At 47.4% G+C, this 19,890-nt stretch carries 16 protein-coding genes; 5 read left to right on the forward strand and 11 right to left on the reverse strand.

What is annotated here, in order from left to right; all coding sequences use genetic code 11:
* Positions 1–7 precede the first annotated feature (7 nt).
* Complete coding sequence (locus tag PQQ36_RS14005; protein WP_039553755.1) at positions 8–814, reverse strand: sterol desaturase family protein; 807 nt, start codon at positions 812–814, stop codon at positions 8–10.
* A 117-nt stretch (positions 815–931) separates the two neighbouring features.
* Between PQQ36_RS14005 and PQQ36_RS14010 the strand changes: the two genes are divergently transcribed.
* Together PQQ36_RS14010 and nagK are read left to right on the forward strand one after the other, a co-directional pair.
* Positions 932–1,687 (forward strand): tRNA-uridine aminocarboxypropyltransferase, encoded by a 756-nt coding sequence (locus PQQ36_RS14010; protein WP_011080419.1) that lies wholly within the window; start codon positions 932–934, stop codon positions 1,685–1,687.
* Between the two features lie 175 nt (positions 1,688–1,862).
* Positions 1,863–2,774 (forward strand): N-acetylglucosamine kinase, encoded by a 912-nt coding sequence (gene nagK / locus PQQ36_RS14015; protein ID WP_017420132.1) that lies wholly within the window; start codon positions 1,863–1,865, stop codon positions 2,772–2,774.
* Between the two features lie 94 nt (positions 2,775–2,868).
* Here the strand turns inward: nagK and PQQ36_RS14020 are convergent, their stop codons facing one another.
* The 6 genes from PQQ36_RS14020 to PQQ36_RS14045 all read right to left on the reverse strand — a co-directional run bounded on the left by PQQ36_RS14020 (position 2,869) and on the right by PQQ36_RS14045 (position 7,790).
* Positions 2,869–3,135: a DUF2960 family protein gene (locus PQQ36_RS14020; protein WP_011080421.1), complete on the reverse strand. Its 267-nt coding sequence runs from the start codon at positions 3,133–3,135 to the stop codon at positions 2,869–2,871.
* 63 nt (positions 3,136–3,198) lie between these two features.
* Positions 3,199–4,977 carry a bifunctional molybdopterin-guanine dinucleotide biosynthesis adaptor protein MobB/molybdopterin molybdotransferase MoeA gene (locus PQQ36_RS14025; protein ID WP_225470841.1) on the reverse strand — a complete coding sequence of 593 codons (1,779 nt, stop codon included), beginning with the start codon at positions 4,975–4,977 and terminating at the stop codon, positions 3,199–3,201.
* Positions 4,974–5,561 carry a molybdenum cofactor guanylyltransferase MobA gene (gene mobA, locus PQQ36_RS14030; protein ID WP_038963150.1) on the reverse strand — a complete coding sequence of 196 codons (588 nt, stop codon included), beginning with the start codon at positions 5,559–5,561 and terminating at the stop codon, positions 4,974–4,976. The genes PQQ36_RS14025 and mobA overlap by 4 nt, the downstream gene beginning before the upstream one ends.
* A complete protein-coding gene (locus tag PQQ36_RS14035) occupies positions 5,539–6,258 on the reverse strand; it encodes an energy-coupling factor ABC transporter ATP-binding protein (protein WP_118893704.1) in 720 nt (239 codons plus the stop codon). Before PQQ36_RS14035 ends, mobA begins: the two co-directional genes overlap by 23 nt.
* A gap of 8 nt (positions 6,259–6,266) precedes the next feature.
* A complete protein-coding gene (locus tag PQQ36_RS14040; RefSeq protein ID WP_011080425.1) occupies positions 6,267–6,965 on the reverse strand; it encodes an ABC transporter permease in 699 nt (232 codons plus the stop codon).
* 6 nt (positions 6,966–6,971) lie between these two features.
* Positions 6,972–7,790: a substrate-binding domain-containing protein gene (locus tag PQQ36_RS14045; RefSeq protein ID WP_011080426.1), complete on the reverse strand. Its 819-nt coding sequence runs from the start codon at positions 7,788–7,790 to the stop codon at positions 6,972–6,974.
* A gap of 314 nt (positions 7,791–8,104) precedes the next feature.
* Here PQQ36_RS14045 and PQQ36_RS14050 point away from each other — a divergent pair, with 314 nt between their 5' ends.
* Both PQQ36_RS14050 and PQQ36_RS14055 read left to right on the forward strand, forming a co-directional pair.
* Complete coding sequence (locus PQQ36_RS14050; RefSeq protein ID WP_061058537.1) at positions 8,105–9,559, forward strand: sigma-54-dependent transcriptional regulator; 1,455 nt, start codon at positions 8,105–8,107, stop codon at positions 9,557–9,559.
* Positions 9,549–11,582 carry a sensor histidine kinase gene (locus PQQ36_RS14055; RefSeq protein ID WP_273661726.1) on the forward strand — a complete coding sequence of 678 codons (2,034 nt, stop codon included), beginning with the start codon at positions 9,549–9,551 and terminating at the stop codon, positions 11,580–11,582. The genes PQQ36_RS14050 and PQQ36_RS14055 overlap by 11 nt, the downstream gene beginning before the upstream one ends.
* An 87-nt stretch (positions 11,583–11,669) precedes the next feature.
* Here the strand turns inward: PQQ36_RS14055 and PQQ36_RS14060 are convergent, their stop codons facing one another.
* Together PQQ36_RS14060 and PQQ36_RS14065 are read right to left on the reverse strand one after the other, a co-directional pair.
* Entirely contained in the window at positions 11,670–12,551 is an 882-nt protein-coding gene (locus tag PQQ36_RS14060) for a mechanosensitive ion channel family protein (protein WP_011080429.1), read from the reverse strand.
* Position 12,552: 1 nt separating this feature from the next.
* Positions 12,553–14,898 (reverse strand): ATP-binding protein, encoded by a 2,346-nt coding sequence (locus PQQ36_RS14065; RefSeq protein WP_045624133.1) that lies wholly within the window; start codon positions 14,896–14,898, stop codon positions 12,553–12,555.
* Positions 14,899–15,121: 223 nt separating this feature from the next.
* Here PQQ36_RS14065 and PQQ36_RS14070 point away from each other — a divergent pair, with 223 nt between their 5' ends.
* On the forward strand, positions 15,122–16,714 hold the full coding sequence (locus PQQ36_RS14070; protein ID WP_273661728.1) for an ABC-F family ATPase: 1,593 nt from the start codon (positions 15,122–15,124) through the stop codon (positions 16,712–16,714).
* 109 nt (positions 16,715–16,823) lie between these two features.
* Here the strand turns inward: PQQ36_RS14070 and PQQ36_RS14075 are convergent, their stop codons facing one another.
* The gene (locus PQQ36_RS14075) at positions 16,824–18,686 is read right to left on the reverse strand and encodes a methyl-accepting chemotaxis protein (protein WP_273661730.1); all 1,863 of its coding nucleotides are present in this window, start codon (positions 18,684–18,686) and stop codon (positions 16,824–16,826) included.
* Positions 18,687–18,812: 126 nt separating this feature from the next.
* Entirely contained in the window at positions 18,813–19,640 is an 828-nt protein-coding gene (locus PQQ36_RS14080; protein ID WP_038969470.1) for a formate dehydrogenase accessory sulfurtransferase FdhD, read from the reverse strand.
* Positions 19,641–19,890 lie beyond the last annotated feature (250 nt).

Below are 19,890 nucleotides of genomic sequence, written 5' to 3' on the forward strand. Positions count from 1 at the left end.
AGTGGATTCAGAAATGGTTTCTAAACGGCTGGGTGAGCATCTTATCGAGCCGTTGTTCATTAGGATTGCGAATCTCTGGAATGCCAATAACAACGCCTTCATGACCCGCTTTAGGTTGTTCACGATACGTATGGAAACAGCGGTCCCAAATAGACAGGAAGAAGCCAAAATTGGAATGGGTTTCCTTCACTTCAATGGAGTGATGCACTCTGTGCATATCTGGAGTCACGATCCACTTTCTTAACCAATGATCAACGGTTAAAGGCAGCTTGGCGTTACTGTGGTTAAACATCGCACTTACATTGAGGATGATTTCAAACACCACCACCGCGAGAGGTGATACGCCAAGTAAGCTGACAAACGTTATTTTGATCACCATAGAGAGCAAGATCTCTATTGGATGAAAACGAGTTCCTGTCGTGACATCAATATCCAAATCAGCGTGGTGCATTCGATGTAATCGCCACAGCGGTTTTATGCGATGGAACAGCAAATGCTGGCAATAGATAATGAAATCCAACAGCAATACCGACAATAGGATATTGACGATGTCGCTCAAACCGAGCAGATGGAAAAGGCCGAATTGATGCTGCTGGGCCAAGATTGCCGCTTGGAAAGCGACAATAGGAAGCAGTAACGCAACTAAAACACTATTAAGCAGCACAAGCGAGAGATTGTTCAGCCAGCGAAACGAGCGTGAAACTGTCCATGGTTTACGCGGCCGTTTATTCTCCCACAATAAACACAGCAGCAAGGTTCCAACAAAAAATCCCATGCGGATAAGAGACGGATCGGTCATGGCGGTTTGGTTCATGGAATTTCCCTACCTGGTTATTGATACGGGTGACGGACACGACAAGCCAGTGAGAGCTTGTCGTGTGAGAGAACTGCCGATAAAATCGTGCACCCATTTCTATAATTGATACACTTCATGCGCATTCACGCTTTTCATCGGTTATATCAATACCGTCAGTCGATCTCAACAAAACCTTTTCACGCTCGTGGCTGCAACATCAAGCGGTGTGTCTATTGCCAAGTGGTTGAAACGCACTGCCTGTGCAAGTTCCAACCAAATATAGAGACCGATGTAGCCTGCATGCTGATTGTGTCGGACAACGAAGTGTTTAAACCGAGCAATACTGGGCGTCTGATTGCTGACACGGTAAAAGAAACCTATGTCTATCAATGGAATCGAACCGAGCCAGATCCCCATATGCTGGCACTCCTCAATGATGCCAATTATCGACCAGTGATAGTCTTTCCCGCAGACTATGTCGACGATGCTTCACGTCTGATTGATATTGCAAAAGTTAGTCAGCAAACCCAAGCGAATGGCGACAAAGTGAAATGGCTGTTTGTGTTTCTCGATGGCAGTTGGCGTGAAGCGAGAAAAATCTTCCGACGTTCTGAATTTTTACAGTCTCTTCCCGTACTGTCTGTTTCCCCTGAGCGTGTCTCGGAATATCTGATGCGCCGCTCAGAGAATGAACAGCATCTATCGACAGTGGAAGTGGCATCATTGGTGTTGCAGCAAGCTGGGCAGCAAGAGGCCGCAGATTGCCTACAAGCGTGGTTTCAAACATTCAGAGAAAGTTATCTGCTCAGCAAAAGTCGTGGAAAAGGTGATGTCTCTCGCCCGGCCTTGCAACATTTCATCACCCATTACAAAAGCGAGAGTTCACTCTAAGCTTTGCAATTCGGTTGCTGGCAACTTGCGCAAACAGACGCCACGAGCGGATAAATCCCGCCTATGTCACGGTTTGCAGGCGTAGAGATATGGATAATGGCGCTAGTTTTTATAATTTACGCTTATTTTAGGGGCTCATTTTTGGCTCCATGCAGCAATTTCAGGAGAGAAATTCATGTATTACGGCTTTGATGTTGGTGGCACTAAAATCGAATTTGGTGCGTTTAACGAAAAACTAGAGCGCGTGGCAACAGAACGTGTTCCGACACCAACCAACGATTATCCGTTATTGTTAGAAACCATCGCAGGTCTTGTCGCAAAATACGACCAAGAGTTTGCTTGTGAAGGCAAAATTGGCCTTGGTTTACCAGGCATGGAAGACGCTGACGATGCAACGGTACTGACGGTTAACGTACCTGCGGCAAAAGGCAAGCCGTTACGTGCGGATCTGGAAGCCAAAATTGGTCGTAGCGTAAAAATTGAAAACGATGCGAACTGTTTTGCACTCTCTGAAGCATGGGATGAAGAATTGCAAGACGCGCCATCAGTGATGGGGTTGATCTTAGGTACGGGCTTTGGTGGCGGTTTGATCTACGAAGGCAAAGTCTTCTCAGGTCGCAATAACGTTGCTGGTGAGCTTGGTCACATGCGCTTGCCATTGGATGCATGGTTCCATTTAGGCGACAACGCGCCGCTGCTAGGTTGTGGCTGTGGTAAAAAAGGCTGTTTAGACAGTTACCTTTCTGGCCGTGGTTTTGAACTGCTTTACGCCCATTACTATGGTGAAGAGAAGAAAGCCATCGACATCATCAAAGCCAATGCAGCGGGCGATGAGAAAGCTGCTGAGCATGTCGAACGTTTTATGGAACTTCTTGCGATCTGTTTTGGTAACATCTTCACCGCGAATGACCCGCACGTTGTTGCTCTCGGTGGTGGCTTGTCGAACTTTGAACTGATTTATGAAGAGATGCCAAAGCGTGTGCCTAAGTATCTGCTTTCTGTCGCTAAGTGTCCGAAGATCATCAAAGCAAAACACGGCGATTCAGGCGGTGTACGCGGTGCAGCATTCTTGAACATCAAAGGCTAATTTGCTACAAAACCCATTGATGAAAAAGGCTTGCATCATGCAAGCCTTTTCTTTTAGACCCATTCCATCACGGGAAATACGCAAGCAAAGCGAACTACTTATTCTTCTTACCTACGCCTAGGTTCTCTTTCTGTTTCATCGTGATCACGCCAAAGCCAAGCTTTTTAAAGTGATTATCACGGTAGTTGCGCACGGCTTTCGTATCAGAAATCGCTTCAATTTGCTGTTCCATTTTCAGATAGTCGCGAATATCAATTCCTTCCGCTTCTGCAACCGCTTCATGAATATTACGGTGTTTTTCGTAAGAAAATGGCAAAGTTTTTTCAACACCTTTATAGGTGTAAATAATGGTACGAATCATGAAATCTCTCAAAATAAAAGGCCAGACGCGCTGACCTTGTATCTGTTTCTAACAACAACAGGGCTAGATTCTGCCTTGAAGTGGAATAATTGTCACGCTTTCTCCCGTTTTTACGCTATCCACCGCGGGAGAAATTTCAATCAAGCAGTTGGCTTCACTCATCGAACGCAAAATGCCAGAGCCTTGTTTCCCAGTCGTGCGAACGGTTAGGCGGCCAGTTTCATCCAATTCATAGACACCACGGCTAAACTCCGTGCGGCCTTGGCGAGAACGCAAATCTTCTTTGGCAATCGCACTGACTTTCAATGGCTTCCAGCCTAGCTCGCCTTGCATTTTACGCACAGCAGGCTCAACAAAGTTGATGAATGACACCATCACGGCAACAGGGTTGCCCGGAAGGCCAAAAAACGGCTTTTCATTGATCTGACCGAATGCCAATGGGCGTCCTGGCCGCATATTGATGCGCCAGAAATCAATTTGTCCGAGCTTGTCGAGAGCCAGTTTGATGTAGTCGGCATCGCCGACGGACACGCCACCCGAAGTAATGACCACATCCGCTTGCTGCGCTGCGCTTTCAAGTGCGTCGATCATCGATTGCTCGTTATCTTCTAGAATGCCGAAATCCAAGATGTCACAGCCGAGCTTCTCAAGCATGCCCATAATGGTAAAACGGTTTGAATCGTAGATAGAGTTCGCTTTCTGTTCTGTACCAGGCGCTTGAACTTCATCGCCGGTGGAGAAGACTGCCACTTTCAACTTACGTAATACATTGGCTTGTGCAAAACCAAGAGAAGCCATCATGCCCATTTCAGGTGAGGCGAGGCGAGTCCCTGCGGTAAACACGCTACTGCCGATGGTTAAATCTTCACCCGCTTGGCGTACGTTTTGTCCGGCTTTGATGTTGGCACCATTGAAAGTGACCTTGTCACCGTCTTGATGCGCTTGCTCACGCATGACCACCGTATCTGCGTTGATGGGCGTTGGCGCACCGGTCATGATTTTGACCGCTTGCCCCAATTCTAACGGGTGTTCGTAGTGGTAACCGGCCAGCACTTCAGCCACAATCTGGTAACTTTCTCGCTGTAAGTCATCACCTCGAATGGCGTATCCATCCATCGCTGAGTTGGTGTATTGCGGCACATTCACCGGAGAAATCACGTCGTGAGCCAGCACGCGCCCATAGGCGTGTTGTATCGGGCACGATTCAATATCACCCACAGTAGAGACGAGGGAGAGAATTTTCTCTTGCCCTTGGGCAACAGAAAGAAACGCCGGAGAAAGCGTATCGCAACATGTGGCCGGTGCATTTTGCGTGGCCACTTGCTGCTGTTGGTGAACATAATCGAGGACAAATTGGCAAATCGCATCCAAATCATTGATGTTGAGTTGGGGCAGTGCGCTTTCTAACGGGCCACTGTCTGAAGCGATGGCAATAATGTTCTCATCATTAGGGTACAACCACGGTTTTCCGACTTCTTCACGATGCAACTCGATTTTGGGAAACGCAATGTTCTTGCAGCCTTCGACCAAAATGACGTCAATCGTTTGCTGATCAAAGCGGCTAAGCAGGTAATCAAATTCCGATTCAGCTTCTGGAGTTTCTGTCATCAAGGCAAAACGATTTCTCGAAGCAATCAGCATTTGTGAGGCACCCGCTTTGCGTAAGCGGTAGCTGTCTTTACCTGGTTTATCGACGTCAAAATCATGATGAGCGTGTTTCAGTAAACCCACTCGCAGACCTGCTGCGGTCAATTTGGGCAACAAGGCTTCCAGTAGGGTGGTTTTTCCTGTTCCTGAATAAGCAGCAAAGCCAAGTAAAGGCAAAGTGATGGTGTTTCTCATGATTCTAGTTGTCCAAATTGGGTGAGTTCTTCAGGCGTGTTGAGGTTGACGAAACAGTCTGGAGAATCACTAAAATCCACATACTGTGTGTGACACTCTTTGTAGAGTAGGATGATTTTGCGGTCACCGCGTTCTAAAAACGCCGTCAGTTTAGGCAAGACACGTTTGTGATACAGAGTAAAGACAGGTTGCTGATGGTCGCCATCATGGGCAACCAAAATGTCGGTTTCATCCGTCACAGCACGACAAAAGCGCTCCACCAAGTCTTCATTGATGCGGGGGCAATCACAAGGAACAAAACCAACCCAGTCGGTACTCGCGTGCAGCAATCCGGCATGAATACCGCCCATAGGACCAGGGAAATTTTGAAAATGATCGCCAAACACGGGACCATATTGTTGGTAATCATCCTGATTGCGGTTGGCATTGATCAGAATGTTTGAAGTTTGCGGCGTTAGCCGATCAATGACGTACTCAATCAACGGCTTATTATTTAAGGCGATTAAGCCTTTGTCTTTACCGCCCATTCGGCTAGCTTGGCCGCCAGCTAAAATAACCCAACTAGTGAGTGTTGGTTGTAGCATAGGTATTCTCTTGGGATAACTCTTTTGTAATGACATACAAGAGTGGCGACTCTACCAGAGTATTGTTTTTGATCCACCACTGTTTTTTACACAAATCGGTAAGCGCGTTGGTTTGATGGCTCGTGACCACAATGCTGGAACCTCTCGCTAATAAATCTTGCGCTAACACCACTAAACGCTCGATCGACTCTTGATCAACCGACGCGCTGGGTTCATCCATCAGCAAGATTGAAGGTTTTAGGATCCAAGCCCTGGCCATCGCAACCCGTTGACGCTCACCACCAGACAGCACAGACACATGCTCATCGGCTAAGGTTTCTAAGCCTACCATACGCAAAGCGTGAATCACTTCGGCTCGTTTCTCCTTTGTGCTGCCACCATCATATTTGATGCCGTAAAGGACATTTTCATAGACGGAGCCATCAAACAGGTAAGGGGACTGATGAAGATAAACAACATCACGACGGCCCAATGAAGGAAACCAGCGGCGAAGCCAGCCATTATTGTGCGCACACACTTTACCGCTCGTCGGGTGCACCAAACCAGCCAAGATCTTCAATAAGGTCGTTTTGCCTACACCATTGTCCCCCTTGAGGTAAATGGCATCGTTCGGGCCGATTTGCAGTTGAGGAATGTGAAAGAGCACTCGCTCTTTAAAGCGCATGGAAAGATCTCGAGCGGTAATTTTAATCGTCATATCACTTCCTAAGTTCGCAAATAGCCTTTGCCACGCATACTCGACAGCAAAAAGTTCAACACGAGTGCCAAGGTGAGCAGCACAATACCAAGCGCAACCCCTTGAGCAAAGGCGCCCTTGTGGCTCTCCATTGAAATCGCGGTGGGGATGTTTCGCGTCAAACCCATAATGTTCCCACCCACCATCATTGAACAACCCACTTCGGTCACAATTCGAGAAAAACCGGTAATGGTAGCCGCCATAAGAGGAAAACGGGTTTCCCAAATCATCGTCCCACTTAATCTTGGCAGAGACACGCCAAGGGTTAATGCGGTTTCTAACGCGCGGCGATCGCTCGATTGCAACGCGCCATACATCATCGAAACCAACACAGGAAAGCAAATCAGCATTTGCCCGAGGATCATCGCTTTTTGGGTGAACAGCATCTGCCAGTCACCGAGCGGACCTGATCGCGAGAGGAACATGTAAAGCAGCAAACCAATCACCACCGTGGGTACCGATTGCAACGTGTTCACAAATGAAACCAACAGCCACTTGCCGCGAAAATTGGTGTAGGCGAGGAGAAAAGACAAAAAAGTCGCAGGCAACAGCACCAATAATATGGCGGTAAGAGAAACGCTAAAGGAGACCGCAACGATCTCCCATAGTTCTTTGTCTAAGCTAAACAGTAAGGCAAAAGCCTCTTGTGTTGTTTGCCAAAGGCTCATTGATGACTACTTCTGATCTGCATTTGCCACAAACAGTTGCTTGCCATTTAAGCGAAAGCTGTTGATCAGCTCTTGACCACGAGGATTGACCAACCAGTCACTGAATGCTTTGGCGCCCTGATAATTGATGCTCGGGTAGCGCTCTGGATTGACCAAAATCACTTGATACGGGTTGAAGAGTTTTTGATCACCTTCGAACAGTACTGCAAGATCCAACTTGTTGTTGTAAGCCAGCCAAGTGCCACGGTCTGTTAGCGTGTAACCTTGCATTTCTGACGCCATGTTCAGCGTTGGCCCCATACCTTGACCCACTGAGCGATAACCACCGAAGTTGGGTTCCATCTTGGTTTGCGCCCAAATGCCCAGTTCTTTCTTGTGCGTGCCCGAATCATCGCCACGTGAGATAAAGGTGACATTGTTGTCCGCGATGGCTTTAAACACCTCAAGTACGCTGTTGTCTTGAGCGACTTTCGCTGGATCTGCTTTTGGTCCCACGACGATAAAGTCGTTGTACATGAGCTTGCGAGGTAACACACCGTAGCCTTTTTCGACAAAGGTCGCTTCGGCTTTCGGAGCATGCGTCATCACCAAATCCACATCGCCATTTTCACCCATTTTCAGTGATTTACCTGTCCCTGCGGCCAGCACATCCACTTTATAACCGGTGTCTTTTTCGAATTCAGGCAGTAGGTAATCAAGCAGGCCAGAGTGGTAAGTACTGGTCGTGGTTGCCAAACGCACACGGTGAACATCATCGGCAGAGAAAGAGGAGAAACTCACCAGCGTAATCGACGTTGCCGCCAAAGTAAGAGCTACTTTGTTCATTGTATTTTTATTCCTTCAAATCATTCTTGGGCAAATAGGCCATTGCAGTTAAGCACACTGACACACAAACCGCGTCACCACTCGGTCAAACCTCATCGCCTAGCGCTGTTGGATATCAGTTTGCAATTGCATATAGTCCTATTGCAAACAAGATGCCAACAAAACACCAGCACTAAATTGAGAAAATAAGCTTTATATCATGCAGTTAAACAGTCAATAGTTTGATGTGAGACAAAATGTCGCACATTTTATAAGGAGATTTAATTATTCATTGGTACACTATGTCCTATACGTCATTCTGTCTCGAGGAAAGTATGTCTATTCAATTGGATCCCAACTCCGTATCTCAATACCAAGCGTTTTCCGTGTTAGTCGTCGATGATGAAGTCGGCATGCAGGCCATTTTGAAAAAAGCGCTGGGTAAATGGTTTTCAAAAGTGGATGCGGTAGGCAGTATCGAACAGGCTGAAAAGCTCAGAGTGACCAACCATTACGACCTAATTGTTCTCGACATCAATTTGCCCGGGCGTTCCGGCATCGAATGGGAAGAAGCGTTTAATGATCCCGAGCGAAAAGCCGATGTCATCTTTATGACCGGATATGCCGATCTCGAAACCGCCATTACAGCGCTAAAACTGGGCGCGACGGATTTTATTCTCAAGCCGTTTAATCTCGATCAGATGCTGCAAGCGGTAAAACGTTGCATGGATCGTCGCCTCAATGCACGCATGCAATATGCGCTCAAACGCGATTATCAACGCAATCATATCTCTGAAATGGTTGGGAACTCCGACAAAACCCGCCAACTAAAGCACATGATCACACAGTTTGCCCCATCAAAAGCGTGTGTGCTGATTGAAGGGGAGTCGGGTACTGGTAAAGAACTGGTGGCTCGTGGTGTTCATCTGGCCAGCGGTAGAACCGGTCCTTTTGTGCCATTAAACTGTGGCGCGATTGCGCCTGAACTGTTGGAAAGTGAGCTGTTTGGTCATACTTCCGGCGCGTTTACGGGGGCGAAAAAAGCACGTGAAGGGCTTTTCCGCGTTGCCATCGGCGGCACATTATTCCTCGATGAGATTGGCGAGATGCCACTGGCGATGCAATCGTCTTTGTTGCGAGTGCTCGAGCAACGCAGTATTCGCCCTGTTGGTAGTGAAAAAGAAATTCCAGTCGATGTACGCGTGGTCGCGGCAACCAATCGCGATTTACAGCAAGAAGTCGAAAAAGGGCGCTTTCGTAAAGATCTCTATTACCGACTCAACGTGCTGAAAATTGAAGTACCGCCGCTGCGAGAAAGAAAGGCCGATTTGCAAGAGTTGGTGCCATTCTTCACTAAACAGCTCTCAGGCGAGCTTGCTATGTCTGCCCCGCAATGGGCGCATGAAGACATCGAAGCCATGCATGATTACAGCTGGCCAGGTAACGTACGTGAGCTACGCAATCTGATTGAACGTTGTATTCTCCTTGGCAAACCACCAGCGCATTACTGGCGCGAACTGAATGGCTCTATGAACCTGCCAAACGTTTCAATCACCGTTTCTCACAGCGCTGAAGTGCCGACTTTTAAGGAAGGGAAAAAAGAATTCACCGGTGTTGGCTACCCTAATGATTGGACATTAAAAGAGGTGGAAAAGGCCCATATCCAACAAGTGGTGCACTATTACGATGGCAATAAATCGGCGGCATCGCGCGATCTTGGCGTGGCACGCAAAACGTTGGAGCGCAAATACAAAGAGTGGGAAACCGAGGAAGCGGATTATGCAGAGTGATCAAACACTTTGGTCAACTTGGCGCTATCGCTTTAAAAGTATGGTGCGCTATCGGTTGCTATTTCTAACCTCAGCGCCGATTTTCCTCACCTTGATTGCACTGATTGGCATCTCTGTCTATTGGTCGATCCATTACACTTGGAGCAGTGCACTGATTGATGTTTCTGAACGCCTTGGGGTTGCCAATAACAGCATTACGCTATTGCAACAGAAGCAGGCTAATTACGTTAAAGCCTTTGCTGAAAGCTATCAGTTTCGCACTCGTATCAATCAGCCAATGGATCAAGACGATCTTCAGCAATGGGTACATAAACAGAAAAAGCAATATCAGCTCGATTTTCTCGCTTTTCATCGTGTCGACACCATAGAGCAAAAATTTCGTTTTCTCGATTTAACCAAACGAGAATCCTTTTTTGATGTGTTGAGCGAAACGGAGTTACAACGCCTTGATCCAGACTTGGCCAAACGTGCCGAAGTGCCGATTTTGAAAACGGGCAAAATTGAAACGCGCGGTCTCATCAGCCGCACTGTGATTCCAGTGTTTAACCAAAGTAACGATTTGATTGGTTTTCTAGATGGCGGGTTACTACTTAACAACAGCACCGTGCTCGTCGACCAAATCCGCGACTTGATTTACATCGGAGATGAGGATTCTCTCAGGCCGATCGGTACCGTGACGCTGTTTATGGAAGATCTCCGCGTCAGCACCAATGTACCACTAGACAGCGAAGATCAGATTGGCCGTGCGATCGGTACTCGGGTTTCTGGCGAAGTGCATAAATCGGTATTGCAGCAAGGAGAGCGTTGGGTTAATCGCGCCTTTGTGTATGATGCTTGGTATATCACCGCCTATCAACCCATTCGCGACCAATACAACAACACCATCGGCATGCTCTACACTGGCTATTTGATGTGGCCATTTGTTAAAGCGTATCTCACCAACATAGTCGAAATCAGCGTTATTACCTTAACCTTGCTGGTGGTCTCTGGGCTTTTGGTTTATCGAGGCTCGCGGGATCTTTTTCGTCCGATTGAACGCATTCATAAAGTGGTGAAATTGGTGCAACTGGGCAAAGACAAGCGGATTGGTGCGTTAGAGCTAGATGAAAACCACGAGCTGGCGCAATTGGCCAAACAGTTTGACAACATGCTCGATCTGCTCAAAACGCGTGAACAGCAGATCAAACAAGCGGCCAATGAACTGGAGCAAAAAGTGTTGGATCGCACAGCCAGCCTCAATGAAAAAACCGAGCAGCTCGAACACCACATTCGATTACTCAATCAAACGCGCGACAAACTGATCGTCAATGAAAAGCTGGCGGCCTTGGGCGAGTTAACCGCCGGTATCGCCCATGAGATTAACAACCCAACCGCCGTGATACTGGGTAACGTCGAGTTGATTCGTTTTGAGCTCGGTGAAGATGCCGCGCGCGTAGAGGAAGAGATAGAAACGGTAATGGCGCAGATTGACCGTATTCGAAACATCACGCGAAGTTTGCTGCAATACAGCCGGCAGGGTGGGGTGCAAGATGAAATCATCTGGCAGCACGTCAATCCGATCATCGAAGAGAGCATTACGTTGGTGAAAACCGGCTCTAAAAAACGCACCATCGAGTTCGTCACTGAGCTCAATGCGCATACATCGGCTGAAGTGAATCGCCATCAACTGTTACAGATTTTGGTTAACTTACAAATGAACGCCATCCATGCAATGAACGGCGAGGGCCGATTGACCATCACCAGTGAAGATTGGTTGGAAGAAGGGGAAAGCGTGGGCGCGGTCATCCACATTGAAGATCAAGGTTGCGGCATTAAGCCCGAAAAACTGAGCCGAATATTTGACCCGTTTTACACCACTAAACGTGATGGAACCGGCCTTGGTCTTTCTGTTAGTCAGAGTTTGCTTAGCCAATCAGGCGGGGAGATCAAAGTGCGTTCACAACTGGGGATTGGCAGTACGTTTAGCGTTTACCTCCCAAGAAAGAACGAAGCCAAACTGCGTGACACCTTACTGATTCAATAGCGGTATGGATAGGCATAAAGAAAAGCTCTGTCGATGCGACAGAGCTTTTTTGTTTGAGTGGTCTATTGATGCTTATTGGTCCAATGTCTATTGGCCGCTGAATGCAATTCTCGGTGGTTTGATGCCGTGTTTCTTAAACTCTTTCATTACACGCAGAGTAATGTCAGATTCAAACAGTTTTTCATACGCAGTATCCACCACGTAGGCTTTGCAGGTTAACTGGATGGCCAAATAGTTGTCCGTGATCGTCTGTTTCACCAGTACCACCACCGGTTTCGGCAGGTGGATGTAACGGCTAGACGAAGCCGCTTCCTGAATCAACTCACGCGCGAGCACAATATCTTCATCCATACCGACATAGAAGGGGATCACCACCTGCATGTCGAGTGCGCCATAGTTTCCACTGACCGTCACTTCATTGAGAAACTTGTTGTTCGGAATGGTAATGATGTCATCGGTCAGTGTTCTCATTCGCACAGAACGAAGGCCAATCGCGATGATGTCACCATAGTTGCCTTCGAACGTGACGCGGTCACCCACCTGAAACGGGCGATCAATCATCACCGTCAATCCGGCAATAAAAGATGCGGCTAAGTCTTTTAACGCGAAACCGACCGACACCGCCAACGTACCACCTATTAAGGCTAAGATATGGTCGTTGATGCGAAAGCTCATCATAAACACCACAAGGCCAGCGGTTAAGTAGATGAAGAACTGCAAGAACGATTGTGTTTTCTGCAACAGCATTCGATACTGCGCAAACTGGCCGCCAATGCTCTCTACCATTGAATTCATGAACTTCAACAGTAGCCAAGTAATGGCAATGATGATGACAGAGAAGAACACACCGCTCCAGCGGATCAAGCTGGCAAATTGCTGAATGTTTTCCATATTGGCGATTTCTTCCGTCGCGAAGGCCGGTGCCGAGATCAAAGCCGCGGCGAATAGCGCGTAGAGTTTCTTATTCATATTACTTCACCAGCAAATGTTGACGATCGAGAACGTTGGTAATGTAGCGGAACCAATGGTCCGAGACGCGAGCTTTATCCTCATTCCAAGCAATAAAGCCACGGCTTTCAAAGAAACGAAGTGTACCAATCACTTCAGCGATGCTGAGCTGAGTACACTCGGAGAGCTCTTCGGGAGAGGCCACTTCAAGCTGTACAATTGAACGTAACACCGCCAGCATCGGTTTAGGCATCTGCTCCAACTCTTTGGATTCCGGCGCATGGAACAAGCGCACCACGACACTATCAGACTCTTTATTGCGTCTTAACGACAAGCGGAAGAATCGCAGCGCCACTGTTGGGTTACCATCGGAGTAGTGCCACAAAATTCGGTAGAAGCCTTGCTTGGCTCGTTCTTCCTCAGAAGTCTCTTCTTGATCCCACTGCTTTGGCACCACAAGGCCATCAAAGCTCAGCGGATTTTCAATATCCTGATTCACGCGGCTATCGAGTAAGGCAGAGATCTGTTTTTCATTCCAACGAGGCAAAAAGGAGACCCAATCAAACAGCAGTCGCTCGCCACGAGCGCGATCGACAAAACGCCAACTTGCTTTCTCAATCGCCATCACAACACGGTGATTTTGTTTAGAGCGGCGCAGCAGGTTCGTCAGCTTCATCAGTCCAGCTAAACCACCAACCATGGGCTTCACCAAACGTTGTGCGTTATCAACTGCGATGAGATACGGCGTTTCACTTTTACGCAAGAACGCTAAAATTTGCACTTCTGTCGACTCTTCTGCCAACCCTAATCCTGTCGCCAACTGTTTCAACAGCTCTGGGTAACCATCGTAAGGGCAGTTAAGGTAAAGCGGCGTGGCGTTTTTCACTTTGCCAAGTATTTTCTTCAATACCGATGTGGTCCCCACACCACGCTCACCTGACAACACACAAATCGCAGGGCTATCGGTCAACAAATAGCGAGAGAGGTTTTGAATTTCGTCACTGGCGTAGTCAATCCACTCGCTGTCTTGCTGCGGAGGCAACACATATTGAAATGCCGCATCACCACGAATGCGCACCAGTGAGTCGTTGCCGTCTCGGTTGCTGGTTTGCTTAGCCACTTCGATACGGAAGAGGTAAGCCAGTGCCTGACTGAACATGGTGTAGTTTGAGAGAGTAGCAATAATGCGATGTTTAAAGTGATGGCTAATCAGCCATACCGCCGCGATTGCGGTTGCTGGAATATTGAGAATAAAGCTATCTTGGCGTTTGATTGCCCACTGTACCCAGACTGGACGCTCCGTGATGCGATCAACCACTTCAAACACTTTTTTACGCCACAGACGCAAAACGGATACAGTGACCAGCACGAACCAGAAGTACAGTGCGCTGTAGATCCAATAGTAAATGGTCCCTTTACCAAGAGTACGAACGGAGATTTGTAAAATCACGCCAGCAACAATCGCACTCCACACATAACGTCGAATCGTGGCAAGGCGAAGCGCCACCACGTCTTTACTGGAACTGCGGCTATTGCGATAAGCAAATTCAAGAATAAAGCTAATGGCGATGGAACCGCCCAAGATCCACCAAGTGAAGATCTCTAGATACACCAGATGTTGCAAACTCGGCAACTCGGCCAAAATACGCAAAGAAAGCGTAATCGCCACTAACCAAGCAATAGCGCGGTTTGCGCGACTGAAGTACCAAATCAAACGCACCCAAAGAGTCGGGGCGTTGTTGTTATCAAGCTGGCTTTCACGAAACAACGTAATGATGCGTTTGCTGTTCGCCATCCACCACACCAACAGCAAGTACACGGCAAACACTTTCAACCCGGTCCAAATAACAGGCACTGGGGAAATAAAGGTATTTTTAATCAGAGCGCGAAAGCTTCTTATCTGAAAATGGACCAAATACTCGAGATTCAACTTCGTCAGTATCAGCTCTTGGCGAAACTGCGTCACGCCATAAGGGCCAAACCCCGTCAACTGCTCTTTGGTCGCGCTATCCGTCAATTGCAACAGCTTGGCTTTACTGCTGCCTAAGCTATTGAGGGTGAGGTATTGATTCTCGACCGTTTGCCAATGCTCTGCTGTCGGGGTTTGGCGATATTGCTCGAGCAAACGTTTGAAGGCGTCACCTTCAGACTTTTGCATGGCGATAACAGCGGTGAGCATTTGGTTCACCTTCACCTGATCTTTGGTGCTCATAAAGAGCGGGTCAGGCAATCGGGCCAAATCGGACTCAACGCTGAGTGCTTGGGCGTTGATCTGAGGTGGTGTCTGCGCAGCATATTGCCATTGGGCAAAGGATGCAGGCGCAAACAGCAGGGTAAAACAAACGAATAGACGTAATATTTTTGGCATAAGTTGATCGTAATCTTTAGACATAACGAAGAGATTGTAGTCTCAAAAACTGTTCATAATTCAGACAAATAGAAATTTGCTGTGAAACTTTATCCATATTCACGTTTCAAATGTCAATGTTTTGTGATTTCAGTCATAAAAATCAAAGCTTGCACTCTGGGGCGTGAACAAGTAACGTTGCGCAGTTTTTTCTATTTGTTACTGACTCACTAAGGTAAAAGCTTTGATTTCTACAGCGAATATCACTCAACAATTTGGCGCTAAGCCACTGTTTGAAAACATCTCAGTTAAATTTGGCGAAGGCAATCGCTATGGTCTAATTGGGGCAAATGGTTGTGGTAAATCAACCTTTATGAAAATCCTCAGTGGTGAGCTTGAACCAACGAGTGGTAACGTCAGCTATGACCCAAATGAACGTGTTGCAAAACTGAATCAGGATCAGTTTGCTTACGAAGAGTTCACGGTTATCGACACCGTTATAATGGGTCACAAAGAACTGTGGAAAGTGAAGCAAGAGCGTGATCGTATTTACTCGCTGCCAGAAATGAGCGAAGAGGACGGCATGCGTGTTGCGGATCTTGAAGTCGAGTTCGCGGAAATGGATGGCTACATGGCAGAAGCGAAAGCGGGTGAGCTTCTTCTTGCTGTAGGTATTCCAATGGAACAGCATTACGGCCTAATGAGCAGCGTGGCGCCAGGTTGGAAACTGCGTGTGCTTCTAGCTCAGATTCTATTCGCCGACCCAGACATCATGCTGCTTGACGAACCAACCAACAACTTGGATATGGATACAATCCGTTGGTTGGAAGACACGCTAAACGCGCGTAACTGCACCATGATCATCATCTCGCACGACCGTCACTACCTAAACTCTGTGTGTACCCACATGGCGGACTTGGATTACGGTGAGCTGCGTGTTTATCCAGGTAACTACGACGAGTACATGACCGCAGCGTCACAAGCTCGTGAGCGTCTACTCAGCGATAACGCGAAGAAGAAAGCGCAGATTGCGGAGCTACAAACCTTCGTAGCGCGCTTCTCTGCAAACGCATCGAAAGCAAAACAAGCGACCTCTCGTGCGAAGCAAATCGACAAGATCAAACTGGATGAAGTAAAAGCGTCAAGCCGTCAAAACCCATTCATTCGTTTCGAACAGTCAAAAGAGTTGTTCCGTAACGCTTTGATTGTTGAAAACCTAAGCCAAGGTTTTGAAGATGACTTGTTCTCAGACTTCAACGCAATTTTTGAAGTGGGTGAGCGCGTTGCGATCATCGGTGAGAACGGTGTGGGTAAAACAACCCTACTGAACACGCTGGCGGGTGTACTCGAGCCACGCACTGGTGAATTCAAATGGTCTGAAAACGCCAACATCGGTTACTACGCGCAAGACCACGCGCATGAATTTGCAGAAGACCTAAACCTAATGGAGTGGATGGGCCAATGGCGTCAAGAAGGCGACGATGAGCAAGTGGTTCGTGGTTTCCTAGGGCGTATGCTGTTTGGTCAAGACGACATCAAGAAGTCGGTAAAAGTGCTGTCTGGTGGTGAACAAGGTCGCATGCTGCTTGGTAAACTGATGATGCACAAACCAAACATGCTGCTGATGGATGAGCCAACCAACCACATGGATATGGAATCGATCGAATCATTGAACAATGCCCTTGAGCAATACAAAGGCACATTGTTCTTCGTCTCGCACGATCGCGTATTTGTAGACTCACTGGCAACTCGCATCATTGAAATTCGTGACGGCAAAATCACCGACTTCAAAGGCACTTACTCTGAGTACCTAAAATCACGTGGTGTAGAAAGCTAATTTCGCGTTGCGTGCTTAAAAAGATCAAACAAAGAGCCTCAGTGAGGCTCTTTTGCTTTTTCCACTACCTATCGTCACTCAGTCGATGACGGCAAGTAGGTTAGGGCGCTCAATACTTAAATTGGGCGACGATCTTTTCCAGCTTGTGGCTAACATCCGACACTTGTTCGCTGCATCGGACAGAGCCAGAAACGATCTCATAAGTGTCCCCCGCCAGCTGGGCGATTTGCGTAATATTGCGGTCAATTTCTGCTGATACCATTGATTGCTCTTCTGACGCGGTCGCAATCTGCGTGTTCATATCAAACATCTCGGTGATTTGCGTGCTGATACCTTCAATTGCTTCGACCACGTGGCGCGTATCCACATTCGTCGTCCGAGCTTGATCGACACTGTCTGCCATTTTGTTGACCGTTTGAGTGATCCCTTTCGTTAGTGCTTGCACGGTAGATTCAATTTGTAAGGTGGAATCATTGGTTAGACGAGAGAGCTGACGCACTTCATCGGCGACCACGGCAAACCCTCGGCCACTTTCTCCGGCGCGCGCTGCTTCAATGGCCGCATTTAGTGCCAGCAGGTTGGTTTGCTCTGCAATGCCTTGAATGGCAGAGACAACGGCATTGATTTCGCGGCTTTGTGCTTCAAGTGCTTGGATCTGAGCTTGCGACTCTTCGATACTAATGGCTAACGTATCAATTCGCTTACCCGTCGCATGGGTGAGTTGCAGTGCTTTATCGGCTTCGCTATTCACTCGTTGTGCATTTTGCGCAGCCGATTCAATATTGGCGGTGATCTCATTCGTCGTCATCACCAGTTCATTTACCGCCGTTGCGACAGACTCGGATTCTAACTTCTGCTGTTGAGCATTTTGCATACTTCTCTGCGCTGCTTGCTCTGAGCTGCAAGAGCTTTCACCTAATACACCCATCACAGATGCCAGTTGTTTGATGTTGTCGTGTAGGTGACTGATAAAGAGGTCGAATGAACGGGATAACTGCGCTAGCTCGTCACTGCCTTTGGCATTCATTCGTACCGTTAAATCTCCGCTACCATTGGCAATGTCATCCATCAAGAGGTTAATGGCTTTGATTCTCGAAAGAATACTACGGCCAATGACGTAGAGCAGTGACGATAACAGCACGACGATCGCCACGCCCATCCACTGTAAGTTACTGCGAATATCCGCTGCAGTTTGCTCAACGCTCTGCTTGATGGTGGTTTGTAGATCGGTAATCGCCTGTTCGGTTTTGTGCACATTGTTACGGAGCACACCTCTTAGGCCCTCATTTGCGGTTAAACCAAGCGTTTCGATCGCGCTGACGTATCGAGATAAGGTGTTTGAATAATCGGTAAAAGCGGGAGACAAATCGGTTTCAAACTTGGCAAACTGGCGAAGCCCTTCGAGCAGCGCCACCTTGTATTCTTGTGTCGGTTCGGTGACAAAAGTGAAGTCATGGTCAAGCAACCGCAAAAACTGCGCGGTAAGCTCTCCATCATTGGCGCTAAGTACATTGGTTTTGAGCACGCTGCGGGTTGCAAATAGCTCACTTTGCAACGCGTCAATGCTTGCTAGCTGAGCGGCCAATTGATGAAACTGAGTTTGATACTGAGATAGAGTGGTTACAATTTGCTGACGTTGATCGTCAATGGCAATCGACTCACTGGCAAGAACGTCTGATAAGTGCGCAATGCGCTGTTGCAGTTGAGAATAGGTAGTATCGAAACTCGTCAGGTATTTTTCGCTGCGACGAGCCAAATAATCTTTCTCGTGTCGGCGAAGCATCAACAGATCAATGGAACTGCTTAAGTTTTCTGTTGAGGCGTGCTCCAAAGAGGATAAATGCTTTGCGCTGTTGTTCTCATAAATCGCGTAGGCAGCAACGCCTAACAGCAATGTCAGGTTGATAAGTAAAAGCTTGGCTCGAATAGAGAATGAAAAGAAAAAACGTTTTTGAACAGGTGATCCGGACATGGATACCTCCCATTTAGCCAGTGACGTAGTTAACCTATCTCTGCTTTTGTTTCATTTATGTTTCAAATTTATTGCAGGGAATATTCAACTATTAGCGCATGGGAGGCGTTTTGCAAGTAAGGTGATTTAACTCTCTTGACCTTTGACATCAAAAATGATGTTTTCACCGCCGGTAAAGACTTGAAAGCGTAAGCCTTTTGCTCGTGCGATGGTGGTAATACCAAATTGACGTGCTAAATCTAAACCCATCTGCGTGACACCAGAGCGAGAGAGCAAAACGGGGATGCCCATTTGAGCCACTTTGATCACCATTTCTGAAGTGAGACGGCCTGTGGTGTAGAAAATCTTATCCGCGCCTGATTCTTGGTTTAGCCACATTTCACCGGCAAGCGTATCCACTGCGTTGTGGCGGCCAACATCTTCGACAAATGAACGCACTTCATCGCCTTTGCACACCGCACATCCGTGTACTGCACCTGCTTTTTTGTAGGTATCGTTGTAGTGGGTGAGCGCTTCTAAGGTCTTGTAAATATCCGACTGTTTAAGTGTCACTTGGGGCACTTGATAGTGCTCTAGTTGTTTCATCACGTTGCCATACATAGTGCCTTGCCCACACCCTGAGGTAACGGTTTTCTTTTTCAAAGCCTGTTCAATGTGTTCTACATTCTCTTTTGTCACTACCGCAGCGCTGTTGGTTTCCCAATCAATGATCACCGATTCAAGAGAGTCAACTTCCGATAAGAAGCTTTGGTTCTTGAGATAGCCCAAAACGAGTGCTTCAGGTCTCGAGCCCAGTGTCATTAGCGTCACCACTTCTTTCCAGTTCAGAAGAACGGTTAAAGGGCGCTCACAAGCAATTTGCTTAATTAACTTCTCTCCATATTCATCGAATACTTCCACTTCAATGGTTTGCAAAGGGTTTTCACTGGTTTTAATAATGTTGGGTTTGACCACTTCTTTTTCCTGCTTGAATGGGTGATATCAAGAATCACCAAAGAAACACGTTTGCCAAAGGCGGGGGAACAAAATCAATTCAAAAGCAATTACCGTTCCAACGTCATCTACCGTACGGCGTCTCACATCTAACACATGTTACATATGGAAACATTCGCTTTATAACCTTGGCTTAGAATTTGCTATTAAACGGCACAAAGCGACGCAACAAGTATGCACCAAGGCCTCGAATAGGACTAATGTATGTTTA

The sequence above is a fragment of the Vibrio sp. CCUG 15886 genome (assembly GCF_028570825.1).
Taxonomy (GTDB): domain Bacteria; phylum Pseudomonadota; class Gammaproteobacteria; order Enterobacterales; family Vibrionaceae; genus Vibrio; species Vibrio vulnificus_B.